Source organism: Pseudomonas sp. FP2300, from assembly GCF_030687595.1.
Classification (GTDB): domain Bacteria; phylum Pseudomonadota; class Gammaproteobacteria; order Pseudomonadales; family Pseudomonadaceae; genus Aquipseudomonas; species Aquipseudomonas bijieensis.
This window is the reverse complement of sequence record NZ_CP117440.1, coordinates 3,023,690-3,042,713: the sequence shown is the minus strand read 5'-3', so window position 1 is coordinate 3,042,713 and position 19,024 is coordinate 3,023,690. Positions and strand designations below refer to the sequence as shown.

Sequence of the window (19,024 nt, the reverse complement as noted above, 5' to 3'; positions counted from 1 at the left end):
CTCTTCACCGCGGCCATCATCTGTTTCCTGGAGTTTACCTTGCGTCTGTTTCACACCTCCGACTGGCACCTGGGGCAAAACCTGCACGGCCAGGAGCGCGATTTCGAACACGCCTGTTTCCTCGACTGGCTGCTGCGTCAGCTGACCCACGAAAAACCCGACGTACTGCTGATCGCCGGGGATATCTTCGACACCGTCAACCCGCCGGTCAAAGCCCAGGAGCGGCTCTACGATTTCATCGTCAGCGCCCATGAGCAAAACGCCAACCTGACCATCGTGATGATCGCTGGCAACCATGACTCCGGCTCGCGGATCGAGTTGCCGGCGCCGCTGATGCGCCGCTTGCGTACCCATGCCTTGGGTCGGGTGTTGTGGCTGGACGACGGGCAACTGGACGTCGAGCGCCTGCTGCTGCCATTGCCCGACGCCAAGGGCAAGGTCAAGGCGTGGTGCCTGGCCCTGCCGTTCCTGCGCCCCGCCGAAGTCACCGGCGCGCAACTGGGTGACGACTACCTGCGCGGTATCGGCCAGGTCCATGAATGGCTGATCGCCGCCGCCAACAGCAAGCGCAAGAAAGGCCAGGCCCTGATCGCCATCAGTCACGCACACATGGCCGGCGGTTCGGTGTCCGAGGATTCCGAACGCAGCCTGATCATCGGCAACGCCGAGGCCCTGCCCGCCAGCCTGTTCGGCCCCACCATCAGCTACGTCGCCCTCGGCCACTTGCACAAGCCGCAGAAGGTCAACGGTGAAGAGCGCATCCGCTACAGTGGCTCGCCAATCCCGCTGTCATTCTCGGAGATCGGCTATCAGCATCAGATCCTCGACATCACCCTGGACGGCGACACCCTGGTCAAGGTCGAGCCACGCCTGATTCCCCGGGCCGTCAACCTGCAACGCCTGGGTCCGGCACCGCTGGCCGAGATCCTGGCGCAGCTCAAGGACCTGCCCGACATCGACCTGCTGGCCGACATCCATCGTCAACCCTGGCTGGAAGTGCGGGTGCGCCTCGACGAACCGCAACCCGACCTGCGTCACCAGGTTGAAACCGCGTTGCAAGGCAAGGCCGTACGCCTGGTACGGATCGCTGCCGAATACGCCGGCAACGGTGGCACCGGCAGTGCTGATGACGGCGGCGCGCTGGTGGAGCTGGATCAACTCAGCCCGCAGGAGCTGTTCAGCCGCGCCTGGCTGGACACCTACGGCAACGAAGTGGACGAACAGACCCTCAAGGATTTTGCCGTGCTATTGCAAGACGTGCAGATGGAGAGCGAGCAACCATGAAGATTCTCGCGATCCGCCTCAAGAACCTGGCGTCCCTGGCCGGGCCTTTTGAAATCGATTTCACCGCCGAACCCTTGGCCAGCGCCGGCCTGTTCGCCATCACCGGCCCCACCGGCGCCGGCAAGAGCACCCTGCTCGACGCCTTGTGCCTGGCGCTGTTCGGCGCCGTGCCACGTCTCAATAACACCGGACGCGACGCCAAGGTGCCGGACGTCGATGGCGAAATCGCCACAGGCGACCCGCGCACGCTATTGCGCCGTGGTACCGGCGATGGCTATGCCGAAGTGGATTTTCGCGGCATCGACGGGCGCCGCTATCGGGCCCGCTGGGAAGCCAATCGCGCCCGGGAAAAGGCCGGTGGCAAGTTGCAAGCCAGCCGCCAGAGCCTGCGGGACCTGGACAACGATCAACTGCTGGCGAGCCAGAAAGGCGAGTACAAGGCCCAGCTCGAAGCCGCCCTGGGCCTGAATTTCGAACAGTTCACCCGCGCCGTGCTGCTGGCCCAGAGCGAGTTCAGCGCGTTCCTCAAGGCCGATGACAACGACCGCAGCGAACTGCTGGAAAAACTCACCGACACCGCCCTGTACACCCGCCTCGGCCGCCGTGCCTTCGACAAGGCCAAGCAAGCCAAGGAAACCCACAAGCAGTTGCAGGACCAGGCTACCGGCGTGACACCGCTGGCCCCGGAGACCCGGGCCGAACTGGATCAGCGCTTCAACGACGCCCAGCAGCAACTCAAGGCCCAACAGGCACAACTCAAGCAGTTGGAGCTGCAACACACCTGGCTCAAGGACCTGCGCCAGTTGCAGGACGAACACGCCAGCGCCGCCGAACAACTGCAACAGGCCCAGGTCGATTGGGATGCGCTGGCCGACGAACGCCTGAAATTGACGCGCCTGGAACAACTGGCGCCCCAGCGGCATCAGTTCATTCGTCAGACGGAACTGACCCGCCAGCTCGAACCGTTGGCGGTGCAGATCCAGCAACTCACCCAGCAGCAGATCGACTTGCAGGCACAGCAGACCACGCTGGAGAAGGACCTGGCCAATGCGCAACTGGCACTGACCACCGCTCGCCAGCACAGCAGCGACAGCGCGCCGTTGCTGCGTCAGGCCTTCGACGAGCAAAGTACCCTCGCCCGCCTCGCCAGGGACGTCAGCCAGAGCGCCGAGCGCCAGGAACAGGCGCAACAAGCTTGCAGCGAAGGCCAACGCACGATTGACAGCCTGCTCGAACAGCAAAGGCTGGTGGCCGAGCGCTTGCTGCGGATCGCCGGCGAGCTTGAACAAAGCACGCACCTGGCACCGCTGAGCGATGCCTGGAACGCCTATCGCGATCGCCTCCAACAACTGATGCTGATCGGCAATCGCTTGAACAAGGGCCAGGCCGAACTCACCGCCCTGGAACAAAGCGCCGCGCGCGCCGTCGAGGCGCTGGCAAACCAGCGACAAAACCTCGAAGTGCTCTATAAAGAAGCCGGCGCTGAACCGGAAGCGGTGGCCGAACAGATCCAGTTGCTCGGCAACCTTCTGCAAGACAACCGCAAGCAACTACGCGCCTTCGAAGACCTGACCCGGTTGTGGGCCAGTCAGCAAGAGTTGGACAAACGCGGGGCCGAGCTTGAGCAGCGCCAGCAACGAGCGCTGCAGGAACGTGACCGGCTGGTGCGTGAAGGCGGCGAAGCCAAGGCCGAACTGACCATTGCCGAACAGACCCTGACCGTCACCCGGGAACTGCTGGAGCGTCAGCGCCTGGCCCGCAGTGAAAGCGTCGAGCAACTGCGCGCGCAGTTGCAGGACGAGCAACCGTGCCCGGTGTGCGGCAGCGTCGAGCATCCTTACCATCAGCCCGAAGCCCTGCTGCAAAGCCTCGGGCGCTTCGATGAAACCGAAGAGGCCAACGTCCGCAAGGCCGTCGACCTGCTCAATGAAAAAGTCATCGACCTGCGGGCCCAATACAGTGGCGTCATCGCCCAACTCAAGGAGCTCAAGCAGCAGCAGGAACAACTCGCCGCCCAGCAACAAAGCCTGGCGCCCAGCCTTGAAGCCCACCCGCTGTCGACGCAATTGCTGGCCCAGGATTCGAACAAACGCGACGCCTGGCTGGCGCAGCAGAACAGCCAGTTGCACCAGCACATCAACCAGGACGAACAACGGCAAACCGCCCTGCTGACCCTGCAACAGGACGCCGCGCGCCTGGCGCAGCAACTGCGCAATGCCGAAACGGCCAGCCAGCAGGCATCACAGCAACTGAGCAACCAGCAGCAGGAACTGGCCCGTGATCGCCAGCGCCTGGACGATGAGTTGCATCACTTCAGCGCCTTGTTGCCAGCAGACACGTTGCAGGCCTTGCGCACCGAGCCCGCCGCCACCTTCATGCAGCTCGACCAGCAGATCGCCCAACGCCTGGAGCAATTGGAACAGCAGCGTGACGAGCTCGGCGAACAACTCCAGCGTCAGCAAACCCTGGAGAAGGAACAGGACCGCCAGCAGACCCGCGTGCAGCAATTGGAATCGGCGCAGCAGCAATTCAAGGCCCTGACCGAACAACATCACGCTTGCCAGGAAAAACTCACACACCTGCTGGGCTCACACGCCAGCGCCGAACAGTGGCAGCAACAACTCGATCAGGCCCTGGAACAGGCTCGTCTTGGCGAAGCAGCGGCCAATCAACAGCTGCAGCAATTGCGCAACAACCTCGTGCAACTGGCCGCCGAACTCAAGGCCCGGCAGGAACAGGCCCAGTCCCTAGACAGCGAACTCCAGGCCCTGGCAACGGGCATCGCGCAATGGCGCACGACCCATCCCGAACTGGACGACGCCTCTCTCGAGGCCCTGCTCAGCCTCGACGAACAGCCCGTCAGCCAGTTGCGCCAACGCTTGCTCAACAGCGAGAAAGCCATCGAACAGGCCCGCGTACTGCTCACCGAACGCGAGCAGCGCCTGCAAAACCACCAGGCCCAGCACAACGGCAACCTGGCGCCCGAACAACTCGCCCAGGCCCTCGCCGACTTGCAGGCCCAATTCGCCGTCAGCGAACAGCGTTGCGCCGAATTGCGCGCCGAACAGGCCGAGGACCAACGCCGACAGAACGCCAACCAGGCCCTGGCCCAGCAGATCGACCAGGCCTACACCGAGTACCAACGCTGGGCACGCCTGGATGCGCTGATCGGCTCGGCCACCGGCGACCGCTTCCGCAAGCTGGCCCAGGCCTACAACCTCGATTTGCTGGTGCACCACGCCAACGCCCAACTGAGGCAGTTGGTGCGCCGCTACCGGCTCAAGCGTGGCGGCAGCATGCTCGGGCTGCTGGTGATGGACACGGAAATGGGCGATGAACTGCGCTCGGTGCATTCGTTGTCCGGCGGCGAGACTTTCCTGGTCTCCCTCGCCCTGGCGTTGGGCCTGGCCTCGATGGCGTCCAGCACCCTGAAGATCGAATCGCTGTTCATCGACGAAGGTTTTGGCAGCCTCGATCCTGAATCCCTGCAACTGGCGATGGACGCCCTCGACGGACTGCAGGCCCAAGGTCGCAAGGTCGCGGTGATTTCCCACGTGCAGGAAATGCACGAGCGGATCCCGGTACAGATCCAGGTCCGGCGTCAGGGCAACGGCTTGAGCACGGTGGAGGTGACATGAGCCACGCCACGCTCTATTCCTTCCGGCGCTGTCCCTACGCGATGCGGGCGCGCATGGCATTGCGCTATAGCGCGGTCGAGGTGGAGATTGTCGAGGTCAGCCTGAAGGCCAAGCCAGCCGAGATGCTCGCACTCTCCAGCAAAGGCACGGTGCCGGTGCTACAGGTCGATGGTCGGGTGATCGATGAAAGCCTGGATATCATGCGCTGGGCCTTGGCGCAGCAGGACCCGGATAATTGGAGATTGCTCGGCGACCCCGAAGGCCAGGCGTTGACGGCAGCGTTGATCGAGGAAAACGACCAGGTCTTCAAGCTGCATCTGAACCGCTACAAATACCCTGAGCGCCATCCTGAACACTCGGTGGAGCACTATCGGGTCGAGGGCGAGGTCTTTCTGCGCCGGCTGGAAGCATTACTTGAAACCCGGCCATTCCTGGCGGCGGATCACCAGAGCCTGGCCGATGTGGCGCTGATGCCGTTCGTGCGCCAGTTCGCCCATGTCGACCGTGAATGGTTCGCCCAGGCGCCCTACCCGCGGCTACAGGACTGGTTGCAAAGGTTTCTGGAGTCCGAGCTGTTCATGGCGATAATGGCCAAGTAACTGCCTGCACACAGCCCTGTGGCGAGGGGCACTTCTGTGGGAGCAAGGCTTGCCCGCGATGCAGACGCCTCAGTCCCTGAAAAGAACCGCGTCATCGTTCATCGCGAGCAAGCTTTGCTCCCACAGAGAAAATCAACCTCCACTACGGGCAAGCCTTGCTCTCGCAAAATCTCTAAGCAGACCCACTCAGTCACTCAGCAAACTCAACAATCGCTCACGCGCCACTTCCAACTCAGCGGAATCCGGCTGAGCGGCTGAAACAATTGGAGTCGAGTAGAGAAACAGCAGCATCACTGCCAGACGCATCGCCATGGTGTCGATCCTTATCGGTAAAGGAGTCAATTTGTCAGCGTCAAATTTAAACACATGGCCAAGTGATATTACAGTAGGATTTCACTGGAAACGGCGAAGCCTGCGATCTTTTCTCTCCACCTGAACGTCAGGGAAGATGAAAAGATCGCAGGCTTCTGTCGTTGGGCGATATTTCAGTGTTGGGTCTTGTGGTCCAACGCGGCATAGAAGTTGGCGCTTTGTTGCAGGTATTTCTCGGTGTAGCTCTGGGTGCGGTTTCTTTTGTCGCTGATCTCGATGTTGGCACTGGCTGGCAGCGCCACGGTGGCGGAGATAGCGGAAGCGGCGATTACAGAGAAGAGATTCAGATTCATGGCGGTAGACCTCGGATTCAGTTGGCTGGCTTGCCCGGTTGGGCCGTGAAGCAAACTTACGCGCCGAGGCGTCTCGTCTTGAAATGCTTTGTAGTACTAGCGAATATCAGTCTCGTTGATACAACGGCGCGGGCCACGAAAAACGCGGCCTGCGGTCTATTGACGGACGATGAACTTCAGGTCGCTGGGGGCATCCACCGGCAATTTCTGCACGGTTTTACCCAGCAGGCCGGTCTTGGAATCGCGCTCGAGCACCACGATCTGGTTGCTCTTCTGGTTGGCGATCAGCAGGAACTTGCCACTCGGATCGAGACTGAACTCCCGAGGATGATCGCCTTCGACCGAGCGACGCTGAAGCTCTTTCAGCGTGCCGGCGACCGGGTCGATGGCGAACACCAGTATTTCATTGGTGGTGCCACGATTGCTGACGTAGAGAAACTTCCCGTCCCCGGAAGCATGCAGCGCGGCTGCCGCCCTACCCGGCTGAGGTTTGCCAGCCGCCAGGTCCACCAATTGGCGCTGGGTCAGGTGTCCGTCCTGGTAATCGAACACAGCCACTTGCGCGCTCATTTCCATGGTCAGCCAGGCATGCTTGCCATCGGCGCTGAACAGCAGGTGACGCGGGCCGCTGCCGGGTGGTAACTGCACGAAGGCAGGGGCGGCGGCGGTCAACGGTAGTTCGGGATTGGCCTTGGGGTCATAGCGGTAGATGAACACCTTGTCCGCCCCCAGGTCGTTGGCGAATACGTACTTGCCATCTGGAGAGGACACGGCGGCATGCACATGGGCCGACATCTGCCGCTCGGGATTGACCCGGCTCGGCTGATGGCTGCTCAACTGCACCGGGGGTGACAACTTGCCGTCAGCGGCCACCGGCAACACCGCCAGGGTGCCACCCGGGTCTTCCACCACCGAATAGTTGCTGACCAGCAAATGACGGCCATCGCCGCTGAGGCTGGAATGAGTCGGCTCGTTGCCCAGGGACTGCACCTGGTTGATCAGGCTCAGTTCGTGGGTCTTCGGGTCGATGGTGTAACTGCTGACCTTGCCCACCGGGTCTCTCTGGCCCGGACCGTTTTCGTTGACCACGAACAGCCGCGTCAGGTCGGGCGAGAGAGTCAACCACGAAGGGTTGTCCGTCTTGATGACTTGCAAGGGATTGGCATCGAGCTGGCCGGTGCGACTGTCGAATTGCAAGCGGTAGATGCCCTGGCTCTGGCCGGCGGTGTAGGACCCCACCAGCAGTTGATGACGTTCGTTGGTATCGGCCTGAACGCCCATGGCACCCAAGCTGCCAGCCATCAACAGCGGCCAGAAACTACGCATCTTCATGTTCCTCATCCTCATCGTCGTGGCCGCTGGTCGCTTCCACGCACTCCAAGTGGTGGTCGCCCGAATCGCTGGTGATGATCCAGTGATTCTCGGCTTTGTCGAACGTCGCGGCCTGCATTTGCGTCGGCGTGAAACGCCAGTGCTCGCGGGTGCGGCCGTTCATGCACTCGACGTGCAATTGCTCCTGCTCGTCGAGGTAAAAATCGAACGCGTGCAACCTGTCGATAATCAGCATGTCGCAGGATTCGAGGGCGAGCAGGAGGGGGGCGGTTACGGCAGTCATGGTGATCAGTCGGTCATTGGGAAAGTTGCCATGATAACCCAATGTGGGAGTGGGCCTTGGGCCATAAGGTTCGAAAGCACTTTCGCCTGCCAGATCGCCATCGCGAGCAGGCTCGCTCCCACACTTGGATTTTCAGCGAACACAAACTCTGTATTCACTAGAGATCCCCTGTGGAAGCGAGCCTGCTCGCGATGGCTGCAGCAACTGCCTCACCGCGAAGGTCAGAGCGCCTCGCGTCCCGGCACCCCATCCACCAACCGCAGGATCCCCAACGGGTTGGCATTCTTCAGCGGCTCGGGCAACAGGCTGTCGGGATAGTTCTGGAAGCACACCGGACGCAGGAAACGATCGATCGCCAAAGTCCCCACCGAAGTACCACGGGCATCCGACGTCGCCGGGTAAGGCCCGCCGTGAACCATCGAATCACACACTTCCACCCCGGTCGGATAACCGTTGAGCAGGATGCGACCGACCTTCTGTTCCAACAACGGCGTCAATTCGCTGAAGCGTTCGAAATCCGCCGGTTCGCCGATCATCGTTGCGGTCAGTTGACCGTGCAGGCCGTTCAGCGCGGCGGTCAGTTGCGCCTGGTCGGCGACTTCGACAAACACCGTGGTGGGGCCGAACACTTCTTCTTGCAGCGCTTCGTCACCCTTGATCAACAGACTGGCGTCGGCCTTGAACAGCTGCGGCTGGGCCTGGTTGCCCTGCTGCTCGCGCCCGGCCAGGCGTTCGATGCCCGGGTGAGCCAGCAGTTTTTGCAGGCCCTTGCCGTAGCTTTGCAGCGTGCCGGCGTTGAGCATGGTCTGGGGCGCCTGGTCGCCGATCAGCGCGGCGACCTGCTGGGTGAAGGCCGTGAATTGCGGCGAGCGAATGCCAATCACCAGGCCCGGGTTGGTACAGAACTGACCGCAGCCCTGCACCACCGAAGCGGTCAGGTCGCGAGCGATACTTTCGGCGCGGGTCTCCAGCGCTTGCGGCAGCATGATCACTGGGTTGATGCTCGACATTTCGGCAAACACCGGAATCGGCTGTGGCCGTGCGGCCGCCATGTCGCACAGGGCACGCCCGCCCTTGAGGGAGCCGGTGAAGCCCACGGCCTGGATCGCCGGATGCTTGACCAGCCACTCGCCGACGCCACCGCCGTAGATCATGTTGAACACACCGGCCGGCATCGCGGACTTTTCAGCCGCACGGATAATTGCATCGGCCACGTGCTCGGCGGTCGCCATGTGCCCGCTGTGGGCCTTGAACACCACGGGGCAACCGGCGGCCAGGGCCGACGCCGTGTCGCCACCGGCCGTGGAGAACGCCAGGGGGAAGTTGCTGGCGCCGAACACCGCCACCGGGCCCAGGCCGATGCGGTACTGACGCAGGTCCGGACGGGGCAACGGCGTGCGCTCCGGCAAGGCCCGGTCGATGCGCGCACCGTAGAAATCGCCACGGCGCAAGACCTTGGCGAACAGACGCATCTGGCCGCTGGTGCGACCGCGCTCGCCCTGGATCCGCGCCGCCGGCAATGCGGTTTCACGGCAGACTACGGCGACGAACTCATCGCCCAGGGCATCCAGTTCATCGGCAATGGCTTCGAGGAACTCGGCGCGACGCACCGCGCTCAGGCTGCGATAGGCCGGATAAGCAGCAGCGGCGGCCTTGGCGGCGGCGTCGACTTCTTCTGCCGTGGCCTGGATGAAATCATGGGGCAAGGCTTCGCCGGTGCTGGCGTCGACGCTCTGCAGGCGAGTCTGGCCGGCCGCGCTGCGCGCCCCGCCGATGTAGTTGTGGCCAAGGATCTGGTTCATCGCAAGTCTCCTTTAAAGTGTGCCGATAGTACCCGGGTTGAACACCGCGTCCACCGGGGCAATGCCGTTGACCAGCGGCGCGCCGAACTCAGCCTGGCTGATTTCGAACACATCCCCCGGCTGCGTGCGGATGCCGTCGGCGAACGACAGGGTCGCGGTGCCGAAGAAGTGAACGTGGACATCCCCCGGGCGCAGGAACTGACTGTACTTGAAATGGTGGAATTCCAGGTTTTCCAGGCTGTGGCACATGTTCGCCTCGCCGCTGAGGAATTCGTTCTGCCACAGCACTTCGCCGTTGCGCAGGATACGACTGGTCCCGGACAGATGTTGAGGCAATTCACCCACGCGAAGTTCCGGGCCAAAACTGCAACTGCGCAATTTCGAATGGGCCAGGTACAGGTAATTCTTGCGCTCCATCACGTGGTCGGAAAACTCGTTGCCCACCGCAAAGCCCAGGCGATACGGCTTGCCGTCATGGCCGATGACATACAGGCCACTGATTTCCGGCTCCTCGCCCGCGTCTTCGGCGAACGGCGGCAGCGGGAACGGATGGCCCGGACGGACCACAATACTGCCGTCGCCCTTATAGAACCATTCCGGTTGCACACCGGCCTGCCCGGCCTCGGGCTTGCCGCCCTCCACACCCCACTTGAAGATGCGCATGGTGTCGGTCATGGTCGCTTCGTCGCCAGCCTGCTGGTGCATCTTGTCCCGGGCCGAGGCACTGCCCAGGTGGGTCAGGCCGGTGCCGCTGACCAGCAGGTGCGCCGGGTCCGGGTGATCCAGTGGAGGCAGGATGCGCAGCTCAGCGAGCAACCGCGCGTAGTCATGGCTGGCGCCCAAGCCCAGGCTGTTGACCTGCTGCTCAAGCTTCACACCGGCCTCGATGGCCGCCAGCGCCAGGTCGCGCACGCTCCCGGCGCCCTGCACTTCCCGTACTTGCTCGCCATCGACCACACCGACGCGGCGCTCGCCGTCAGGCAATTCGAACTGAACTAAACGCATGGATTTTCTCCCTGTAAACAAAACTTGAATTCGGTGCGGTCCCCTGTGGGAGCGAGCCTGCTCGCGATGCGATCTCACAGTCGACATCATGGGTGAATGTAAAACCGCTATCGCGAGCAGGCTCGCTCCCACAGTTTGATCGGGGTCGACCCGCAAATTTATGTACGCGTTGCCCCCCGGGCGCTGGCCGCGAATTGATCCGCCGGCAGCACATGCTTGCGCTCCAGCAACCGATACACCACGCCGGTCAACACCAGGCCAAAGACCATCACACCCGACAGGAAATACAGCCCGGAAGCCAGGTTGCCGGTGTACTCCTTCAACGCGCCGATCACGAACGGCCCGATGTAACCACCCAGGTTGCCCACCGAGTTGATCAGCGCTATACCCGCCGCCGCACTGGCGCCGGCAAAGAATCGCCCGGGCAAGGTCCAGAACACCGCAGTGCAGGAAAACAGCGCGAACGCCACCAGGCACAGCGCCGCCAATTGCAACACCGGCACCGACAACCAGGCGCTGAGGAACAGGCCGATGGCGCCCAGCACGTACAACACGGCCAGGTGACCGTAGCGATCGTTCAGGCGGTCGGAACTGCGGGGAATGATCAGCAGGCCGACGATGCCGAAGATGTACGGCACCGACGACACGAAGCCGGTCACCAAATCACTGCCGCCGAACTGTTTGATCAGCGTTGGCAGCCACAAGCCCAGGCCGTAAATGCTCAAGGTCACCGGCAGATAGAACAGTGCCAGCAGCAAGACACGCTTGTCTTTCAAGGCGTGCAGCGGGTTGCCATGGCGAGTCTGACCATATTCCTGTAAGTCTTTTTTCAGCTCACCGGTCAGCCAGTCCTTCTCGGCCTGGTCCATCCATTTCACTTGTTGCGGGCCATCCGGCAGGTAACGCAGCACCGGCCAGGTCAACAGCACCGCTGGCAGGCCGATGACGATGAACAGCCACTGCCAGCCGTGCAGGCCAAGGATGCCGTCCATGCCCAGCAAGCCACCGGACACCGGGCCGGTGATCATCATCGCGATGGGTTGGGAAAGAATGAACAGGCCCAGGATCTTGCCGCGATGGCGCACCGGAAACCATTGGGTGATGTAGTACAGCACGCCCGGGAAGAACCCGGCTTCGGCCGCGCCCAGCAAAAAGCGCATCACATAGAAGCTATGCGGGCCTTGGACGAACGCCATGCCGATGGTGATGGCGCCCCAGGTGATCATGATCCGGGCGAACCAGCGCCGGGCTCCGAAGCGTTCGAGCATCAGGTTGCTGGGGATCTCCAGCAGGAAATACCCGATGAAAAACAGCCCTGCGCCCAGGCCGTAGGCGGCATCGCCAATACCGATGTCAGCGCCCATGTGCAGCTTGGCAAAGCCCACGGCAGAGCGGTCTACATAGGCGATCAGGTACAGCAGGATCAGGAAGGGAATCAGTTTCAGCGTGATGCGACGAATAAGCCGCAATTCCTGGCTCATGGGACCGGTCTCCGATTGTTGTTGTTATGGAACCTCGGGGGATTTCTCTCGCCAATGACAGCCAGGACAATCCCTCCGTTGAATCGGACTATATAGTAATACTATTTACCCAACAACACTTCCAAACCGCGTAAATTGCGCTTATGTTACGCTTCAGCTCGAACAATATAGTCATACAATAAGAGAATCGATCATGTCTGATAAGAAACCCTCCCTGCGCTCGGCCCAATGGTTTGGCACCGCCGACAAAAACGGCTTCATGTACCGCAGCTGGATGAAAAATCAGGGCATCGCCGACCATCAGTTCCATGGCAAGCCAATCATCGGCATCTGTAACACCTGGTCGGAGCTGACGCCGTGCAACGCGCACTTCCGGCAGATCGCCGAGCACGTCAAGCGCGGCGTGATCGAGGCCGGGGGCTTCCCGGTGGAATTTCCGGTGTTCTCCAACGGCGAATCGAACCTGCGCCCCACTGCCATGCTGACCCGCAACCTGGCGAGCATGGACGTGGAAGAGGCGATTCGCGGCAACCCGATTGACGGCGTGGTGTTGCTCACCGGTTGCGACAAGACCACTCCAGCCCTGCTGATGGGCGCCGCCAGTTGCGACGTACCGGCTATCGTCGTCACCGGCGGGCCAATGCTCAATGGCAAGCACAAGGGCCAGGACATCGGTTCGGGCACGGTGGTCTGGCAATTGAGCGAGCAGGTCAAGGCCGGCACCAGCACCATCGACGATTTCCTCGCGGCCGAGGGCGGCATGTCTCGCTCGGCCGGCACCTGTAACACCATGGGTACCGCCTCGACCATGGCCTGCATGGCCGAAGCCCTCGGTACGTCCCTGCCCCACAACGCGGCCATTCCAGCCGTGGACGCGCGCCGTTACGTGCTGGCGCACATGTCCGGCATGCGTGCGGTGGAAATGGTCCGTGAAGACTTGAAGCTGTCGAAGATCCTGACCAAGGAAGCCTTCGAGAATGCCATCCGCGTCAACGCCGCCATCGGTGGCTCGACCAACGCGGTGATCCACCTCAAAGCCATTGCCGGGCGCATCGGCGTGCAACTGGACCTGGACGACTGGACCCGCATCGGTCGTGGCATGCCGACCATCGTCGACCTGCAGCCGTCCGGACGCTTCCTGATGGAAGAGTTCTACTATGCCGGCGGTCTGCCCGCCGTGCTGCGCCGTCTCGGTGAAGCGAACCTGATCCCCCATCCGAACGCCCTGACCGTCAACGGCAAGAGCCTCGGCGAGAACACCAAGGACGCACCGATCTACGGCCAGGACGAAGTCATCCGCACCCTGGACAACCCGATCCGCGCCGACGGCGGCATCTGCGTGCTGCGCGGCAACCTGGCGCCGCTGGGTGCGGTGCTCAAGCCGTCCGCCGCGACGCCGGAGCTGATGCAACATCGCGGTCGCGCAGTGGTGTTCGAGAACTTCGACGAGTACAAGGCCCGCATCAACGACCCGGAACTGGACGTGGACGCCAACTCGATCCTGGTGATGAAAAACTGTGGACCGAAGGGTTATCCGGGCATGGCCGAAGTCGGCAACATGGGCCTGCCGGCCAAGCTGCTGGCCCAGGGCGTGACCGACATGGTGCGGATTTCCGACGCACGCATGAGCGGCACTGCCTACGGCACCGTGGTGCTGCACGTGGCACCGGAAGCCGCTGCTGGCGGACCTCTGGCCGCGGTGAAGGAAGGTGACTGGATCGAGCTCGATTGCGCCAGCGGCCGCCTGCACCTGGACATCCCGGACGCCGAACTTGCCGCGCGCCTGGCCGACCTGCCGCCACCGCAGAACCTGTTGGTGGGCGGCTACCGCCAGCTGTACATCGACCATGTGCTGCAAGCGGACCAGGGTTGTGACTTCGACTTCCTGGTGGGCTGCCGTGGCGCCGAGGTGCCTCGCCACTCCCATTGACTCCATCCATCCCCTTGTGGCATCCCCCTGTGGGATGCAAGCTTTTGTGGGAGCTGAGCTTGCTCGCGATTGCGGTGTGCCAGACAACAGAGATATTGACTGGAAGGGCCTCATCGCGAGCAAGCTCAGCTCCCACATAAGCTCCCACAATGGGGTCTGCATCCACCTCAAAAAATCGCACTAGCGACCCGCCATCGCTGCGCCTGCTATCATGCGCAGCATCCCCTTCGCACAGGATCGCGCCATCCCCCATGGATTACCGTAAACCCTCCGACCGCAAAAGCATGCACGCGCGCATCGTCCAGGAACTGGGTATGCAGATCGTCTCCGGGCGTTTCAAACCGGATGACAAACTGCCCGCCGAAGCCTTGTTGTGCGAAGAGTATGCGGTCAGCCGCCCGGTGCTGCGCGAAGCCACACGGGTGCTCGTCGCCAAGGGCCTGGTGTATTCGCGCCCGCGCGTGGGCACGGTGGTCAAGGCCCGCCGGGAATGGCACATGCTCGACCCTGACGTGCTGCACTGGCTGATGCAGAGCAGCCCGCAAAACGAATTCTTCGGTTTGCTGACCAGCGTGCGCAGTATCATCGAGCCGGCCGCTGCCGCCCTCGCTGCGCAATTCGCGACCGACAGCGACATCGCCGCCATCCGCGAAGCCTACCAGCGCATGGAAGCGGCACCGACCCCCGAGGCCGTGCTGCAACCGGACCTGGACTTCCACAGCCGCATCGCCGACGCCACCCACAACGATCTACTCGCTAACCTGTGCAACATGTTGTCGGTGGCCATCGCCGAAGCGCTCAAGCACTCCAACCAGCGGCCCAACCTGCACGAGTTGGCGATGCCGCGGCACAAGGCGATCCTCACCGCCATCGAAAACCGCGATGCCCTCGGCGCCCGCCATGCCACCCTAGTGCAGTTGGACGATGCCCGTAGCGCGCTGAATGTGGTGCTGGGCGCCGATCCTTCCTGATCCCCCCCTGGCAACCACCCGACGTGGCACACCTCAGATTGGCTGGAATGATCAGTCTGTGGGTCACTAGAAAACCTGTGGGAGCGAGCTTGCTCGCGATGGCGGACGGACATTCAACACCTTCATTGACTGTCACACCGCTATCGCGAGCACGCTCGCTCCCACATGGGTTCGCCACTAGGGCTGTACTGGACAGGTTCGCCCTCGATCAATGTGCAAACAACGAATTACCCTTCTGCCCCGCCAGCTTCTCCGGCTTGATCAGGAACCGTGCCAGCGCCGGCAGCAGCCACAGCGCACCGAACATGTTCCACAGCAACATGAACGTCAGCATCAAGCCCATGTCGGCCTGGAACTTGATGGCCGAGAAGATCCAGGTGCACACGCCAATGGCCAGGCACAGGCCGGTAAACAATACGGCTTTACCGGTGGACTTCAGGGTCTGGTAGTAGGCCTCCTGCAACGGCAATCCGGCGCGCAGGAAACTCTCCAGGCGGCTGTAGATGTAGATCCCGTAGTCCACGCCAATCCCCACGCCAAGGGCGACCACCGGCAAGGTCGCGACCTTCACGCCAATGCCCATGAAGGCCATCAGGGCGTTGCCCAGTACAGAGGTCAGTACCAGCGGCAGCACGATACACAGCGTCGCCGCCCAGGAGCGGAAGGTGATCATGCACATGGTCGCCACGCAGATGTACACCAGGATCAGGATGGTCAGTTCCGATTCCTTGATCACTTCGTTGGTGGCCGCTTCGATGCCGGCGTTACCGGCGGCGAGGATGAACTCCAACCCGTCACGGTTGTTTTCCTTGGCGAAGTCCTGCACGGCCTTCACCGCGCGATCCAGGGTCTCGGCCTTGTGGTCGTTGAGGAACACCAGTACCGGCGCCAACGAACAGCTGTTGTTGTACAGACCATCGGCCCGGGCGATGGAGTTGTTCAGCACATCAGGGTTGCGCGACAGGGTTTCCCATTTCAGGTTGCCCTCGTTCATGCCCTTGATCATCTGCTTGGACACGGTCACCAGGGAAATCGCCGACTGCACGCCCTCGGTGTTCTGCATCTTCCACATCAGCTCGTCGATGGGCGCCATGGCTTCATAACGCGAGCAGCCTTCGGCCTTGGTCTTGACCATCACCACCAGCACATCGGAGCTGGTGGAGTAATTGCTGATGATGAAGTTGTTGTCCTGGTTGTAGCGCGAGTCTGGACGCAGTTCCGGCGCGCCCTGGTCGAGGTCACCGATCTTCAGGTTCTGGCTGTACCAGAGGCCACCGCCAAAGGCGATCACCGCCAGGGCAATGGACACCGGCGCGACCTTGGCGCTGGCGAAGTTCGACAGCATGCGCCAGAACGGATGTTCGCGGGTCGCGTCTTTCTTGCTGCGCTCGACCGCGCGCTTGCTGATGCCAGCGTAGGAGATCGCCACCGGCAGCAGGATCAGGTTGGTGAACACAATCACCGCCACACCGATGGAGGCGCCAATAGCCAGTTCGCGGATCACACCGATGTCGATGATCAGCAAGGTGATGAAGCCCACGGCGTCCGCCAGGATCGCAATCATCCCCGGCAGGAACAACTGCCGGAAAGTGCGCCGCGCCGCGGTCAGGGCGTTGTCCGCCTCGCTGGACTGCAAGGCGATGCCGTTGATTTTCTGCACGCCGTGGGAAATGCCGATGGCAAAGATGAGGAACGGCACCAGCATCGAGTACGGATCCAGGCCGAAACCGGCGGCGTGCATCAGCCCCAATTGCCAGACCACCGCCACCAGGGTAGTGGTCAATACCGCAATGGTGCTGCGCATGCAGTTGGTGAACCAGTACAGCAGGATCAAGGTGATGACGAACGCCACGCCGAAGAACAGCACCACCATGACCAGGCCGTCGATCAGGTCGCCGACTTTCTTGGCGAAGCCGACGATATGGATCTGCACATTCGGGTTCTGGGCCTCGAACTTGTTGCGGATCTTGTCTTCAAGCTCGTGGGAAAATTTCCGGTAGTCGAGGGCGAGCAATTTGCCCTGGTCCTGCGGATCCGGATAGGACTCCAGCAGCGGGATGTCGATGATGCTCGACTTGAAATCGTTGGCCACCAGGCGCCCGACCTGGCCGGACTTGAGCACGTTGTTGCGCAGCAGATCGAGGCTGTCGGCCGAGCCGTTATAGCTCTGGGGGATCACCTCGCCACCGGCGAAGCCCTCCTCCGTCACTTCGGTCCAGCGCACGCTCGGGCTCCACAATGACTTGAGCCCGGAACGGTCAACGCCGGAGATGTAGAAGACCTCGTCGTGGATCTGGCGCAGGGTCTCCATGTATTCCTTGGAGAAAATGTCGCCATTGGTGGCTTCCACGGAGATGCGCACCGTATTTCCCAGGTTCGCCAGGTCGTTGCGGTGTTCGAGCATCTTCTGGATGAAGGGGTGCTCGAGGGGGATCATTTTTTCGAAGCTGGTGGATGGCCGGATCAGCGTGGCCTGCCAGAACAGGAAAATGCTGACCAACAGGCAAATGACGATCACTGCCGGGCGGTTGTTAAAAATCAGGCGCTCGAGGAACGTCGCCTTGTCTTGGTGATGACTGCTCATGGGTTCCGCCTTCTTGTTTTTATGCCCTTCTTGCAGGCCTGACTCATTTGCTCAGTTCGGCGCCGGTGGACGTGGTGGCACGCACGCCGCCTTGCCCCGCCAGGATCAGGTTGCCGTTGCCTGCCGCCGTAACGGCTGCCACGGAAATCCGGTCCGGACGGTTGAACACGCTGAAGGTCACGCCGTCGTCGGTGCTGCGCACCACGCTGCCGCCGTTGCCGACGATCACGATGGAACCGTCCGCCAACAGCGTGGCGCCTGACAGACCGAACTCCAGGGCGCCCCGAGCGGCCTTGAGCTCGACCTGTTCCCAGGTACCGCCAAAGTCCGTGGAGCGATAAAGGTTGCCGCGCAAGCCGTAGGCCAGCAGCGTCGAGGGTTGGGCGGTGCCGATGACCCCGAACAGCGAGCCTTCGTAAGGGCCTTCGACCTTTTCCCAGGTCTGCCCCCAGTCGGCGGAGCGGAACATGCTGCCGGCCTCGCCGACAATGAACAGTCCGGCATCTTTCACAGCGGCGATGGCATTGAGGTGGAACTGGTCTTCGTTATCGAGGCGGTCGCTGACACTTTCCCAGTGCTGGCCGCCGTCGGTGGTTTCCAGCAGCGCACCGTAGGCACCCACGGCGAAACCGTTACTGGCATCCTTGAACCAGACATCCAGTAGCGGCGCTTCACGGGTCAGGTCTTCGAATTGCTTGGTCCAGGTGCTGCCACCGTCATCGCTGGCGAGGATCTGCGCGTCGTGCCCCACGGCCCAGCCGTGTTTGTCATCGACGAAAAATACCGCGGTAAGCAATTGGCGAGTCGGCACCTTGGCCTGGGTCCAGGACTTGCCCTGGTCGTCCGAATAGACAATGTGGCCCCGATCACCGACCGCCACCAGGCGCTGGCCGGCGTGGACTACATCGAGCATCAGGGTTTTGCTGGCCTTGGCCGATTCGACGGAATAGATGACATCGGATGTCGACGCCGCAACAGCCATCACCGGTGCCGATAACACGGCAGAGCCCAGCAGCGAGAGCGCCGAAGCCAGCAACGCGACCCTGCGCAGCATCGGCGGCCGGCTGCGGCCCACAGCCATGACAGGCTCATTCATAGACCTTTCCCCCATTATTATTGTTATGGCTTGGTACGTTGCCAGTCTTGGAGCATAGTCCTGAAACCTGCAATCTAGAGCCACTTCGGAAGCTGACCTATCCTATCGGGCTTTCGAAAGGTCTGACAATCGACGCCACGTTATCTTTTGTTAACCGGGAGGGCTGGCGCTGGGGGTGAATGGCAGGGTATTCGGTGGAGTGATGGCTGAGTAACTAGCGGTGAAGCATCTGACGCTATCGCGAGCAGGCTCGCTCCCACAATGGATCTCTGTTGAGCACAAAATATGTGTTCACTGAAGACCTACTGTGGGAGCGAGCCTGCTCGCGATGAAGGCACCGCGGTCCGCCAGGCA

14 protein-coding genes are annotated in these 19,024 nt (G+C 62.0%); 5 read left to right on the top strand and 9 right to left on the bottom strand.

From position 1 onward, the window contains the following. Positions 1-39 precede the first annotated feature (39 nt). The 3 genes from PSH86_RS13635 to PSH86_RS13625 are packed head-to-tail and all read left to right on the top strand — an operon-like array spanning position 40 to position 5,521. A complete protein-coding gene (locus tag PSH86_RS13635; RefSeq protein WP_176688035.1) occupies positions 40-1,284 on the top strand; it encodes an exonuclease SbcCD subunit D C-terminal domain-containing protein in 1,245 nt (414 codons plus the stop codon). Then, positions 1,281-4,922 (top strand): AAA family ATPase, encoded by a 3,642-nt coding sequence (locus PSH86_RS13630; RefSeq protein WP_305490246.1) that lies wholly within the window; start codon positions 1,281-1,283, stop codon positions 4,920-4,922. Before PSH86_RS13635 ends, PSH86_RS13630 begins: the two co-directional genes overlap by 4 nt. Continuing rightward, complete coding sequence (locus tag PSH86_RS13625) at positions 4,919-5,521, top strand: glutathione S-transferase (RefSeq protein WP_212802336.1); 603 nt, start codon at positions 4,919-4,921, stop codon at positions 5,519-5,521. Before PSH86_RS13630 ends, PSH86_RS13625 begins: the two co-directional genes overlap by 4 nt. A gap of 186 nt (positions 5,522-5,707) precedes the next feature. Here PSH86_RS13625 and PSH86_RS13620 read toward each other — a convergent pair whose 3' ends face one another. The 7 genes from PSH86_RS13620 to PSH86_RS13590 form a co-directional block, all read right to left on the bottom strand. Then, positions 5,708-5,833, bottom strand: coding sequence for a hypothetical protein (locus tag PSH86_RS13620; RefSeq protein ID WP_256594285.1), 126 nt, complete (start codon positions 5,831-5,833; stop codon positions 5,708-5,710). A gap of 173 nt (positions 5,834-6,006) precedes the next feature. Next, positions 6,007-6,186: a hypothetical protein gene (locus PSH86_RS13615; RefSeq protein ID WP_109756063.1), complete on the bottom strand. Its 180-nt coding sequence runs from the start codon at positions 6,184-6,186 to the stop codon at positions 6,007-6,009. Between the two features lie 156 nt (positions 6,187-6,342). After that, complete coding sequence (locus tag PSH86_RS13610) at positions 6,343-7,518, bottom strand: lactonase family protein (RefSeq protein ID WP_163853981.1); 1,176 nt, start codon at positions 7,516-7,518, stop codon at positions 6,343-6,345. Next, positions 7,505-7,843, bottom strand: a complete 339-nt coding sequence (locus PSH86_RS13605) for a DUF5629 family protein (RefSeq protein WP_109756061.1) — start codon at positions 7,841-7,843, stop codon at positions 7,505-7,507. The genes PSH86_RS13610 and PSH86_RS13605 overlap by 14 nt, the downstream gene beginning before the upstream one ends. Positions 7,844-8,022: 179 nt before the next feature. Next, positions 8,023-9,603 carry an aldehyde dehydrogenase (NADP(+)) gene (locus tag PSH86_RS13600; protein ID WP_305490245.1) on the bottom strand — a complete coding sequence of 527 codons (1,581 nt, stop codon included), beginning with the start codon at positions 9,601-9,603 and terminating at the stop codon, positions 8,023-8,025. 12 nt (positions 9,604-9,615) lie between these two features. Further along, positions 9,616-10,608 (bottom strand): AraD1 family protein, encoded by a 993-nt coding sequence (gene araD1, locus PSH86_RS13595; RefSeq protein WP_305490244.1) that lies wholly within the window; start codon positions 10,606-10,608, stop codon positions 9,616-9,618. 158 nt (positions 10,609-10,766) lie between these two features. After that, positions 10,767-12,089: an MFS transporter gene (locus PSH86_RS13590; RefSeq protein WP_060741990.1), complete on the bottom strand. Its 1,323-nt coding sequence runs from the start codon at positions 12,087-12,089 to the stop codon at positions 10,767-10,769. Positions 12,090-12,282: 193 nt separating this feature from the next. Here PSH86_RS13590 and PSH86_RS13585 point away from each other — a divergent pair, with 193 nt between their 5' ends. Both PSH86_RS13585 and PSH86_RS13580 read left to right on the top strand, forming a co-directional pair. Beyond that, positions 12,283-14,019: an IlvD/Edd family dehydratase gene (locus tag PSH86_RS13585; RefSeq protein ID WP_305490243.1), complete on the top strand. Its 1,737-nt coding sequence runs from the start codon at positions 12,283-12,285 to the stop codon at positions 14,017-14,019. A gap of 251 nt (positions 14,020-14,270) precedes the next feature. Next, positions 14,271-14,990 (top strand): FadR/GntR family transcriptional regulator, encoded by a 720-nt coding sequence (locus PSH86_RS13580; RefSeq protein WP_109756056.1) that lies wholly within the window; start codon positions 14,271-14,273, stop codon positions 14,988-14,990. Between the two features lie 208 nt (positions 14,991-15,198). Here PSH86_RS13580 and PSH86_RS13575 read toward each other — a convergent pair whose 3' ends face one another. Together PSH86_RS13575 and PSH86_RS13570 are read right to left on the bottom strand one after the other, a co-directional pair. Continuing rightward, on the bottom strand, positions 15,199-17,574 hold the full coding sequence (locus PSH86_RS13575; RefSeq protein WP_116832187.1) for an RND family transporter: 2,376 nt from the start codon (positions 17,572-17,574) through the stop codon (positions 15,199-15,201). A gap of 43 nt (positions 17,575-17,617) precedes the next feature. Next, complete coding sequence (locus PSH86_RS13570; RefSeq protein ID WP_176688041.1) at positions 17,618-18,670, bottom strand: YCF48-related protein; 1,053 nt, start codon at positions 18,668-18,670, stop codon at positions 17,618-17,620. Positions 18,671-19,024: the final 354 nt, after the last annotated feature.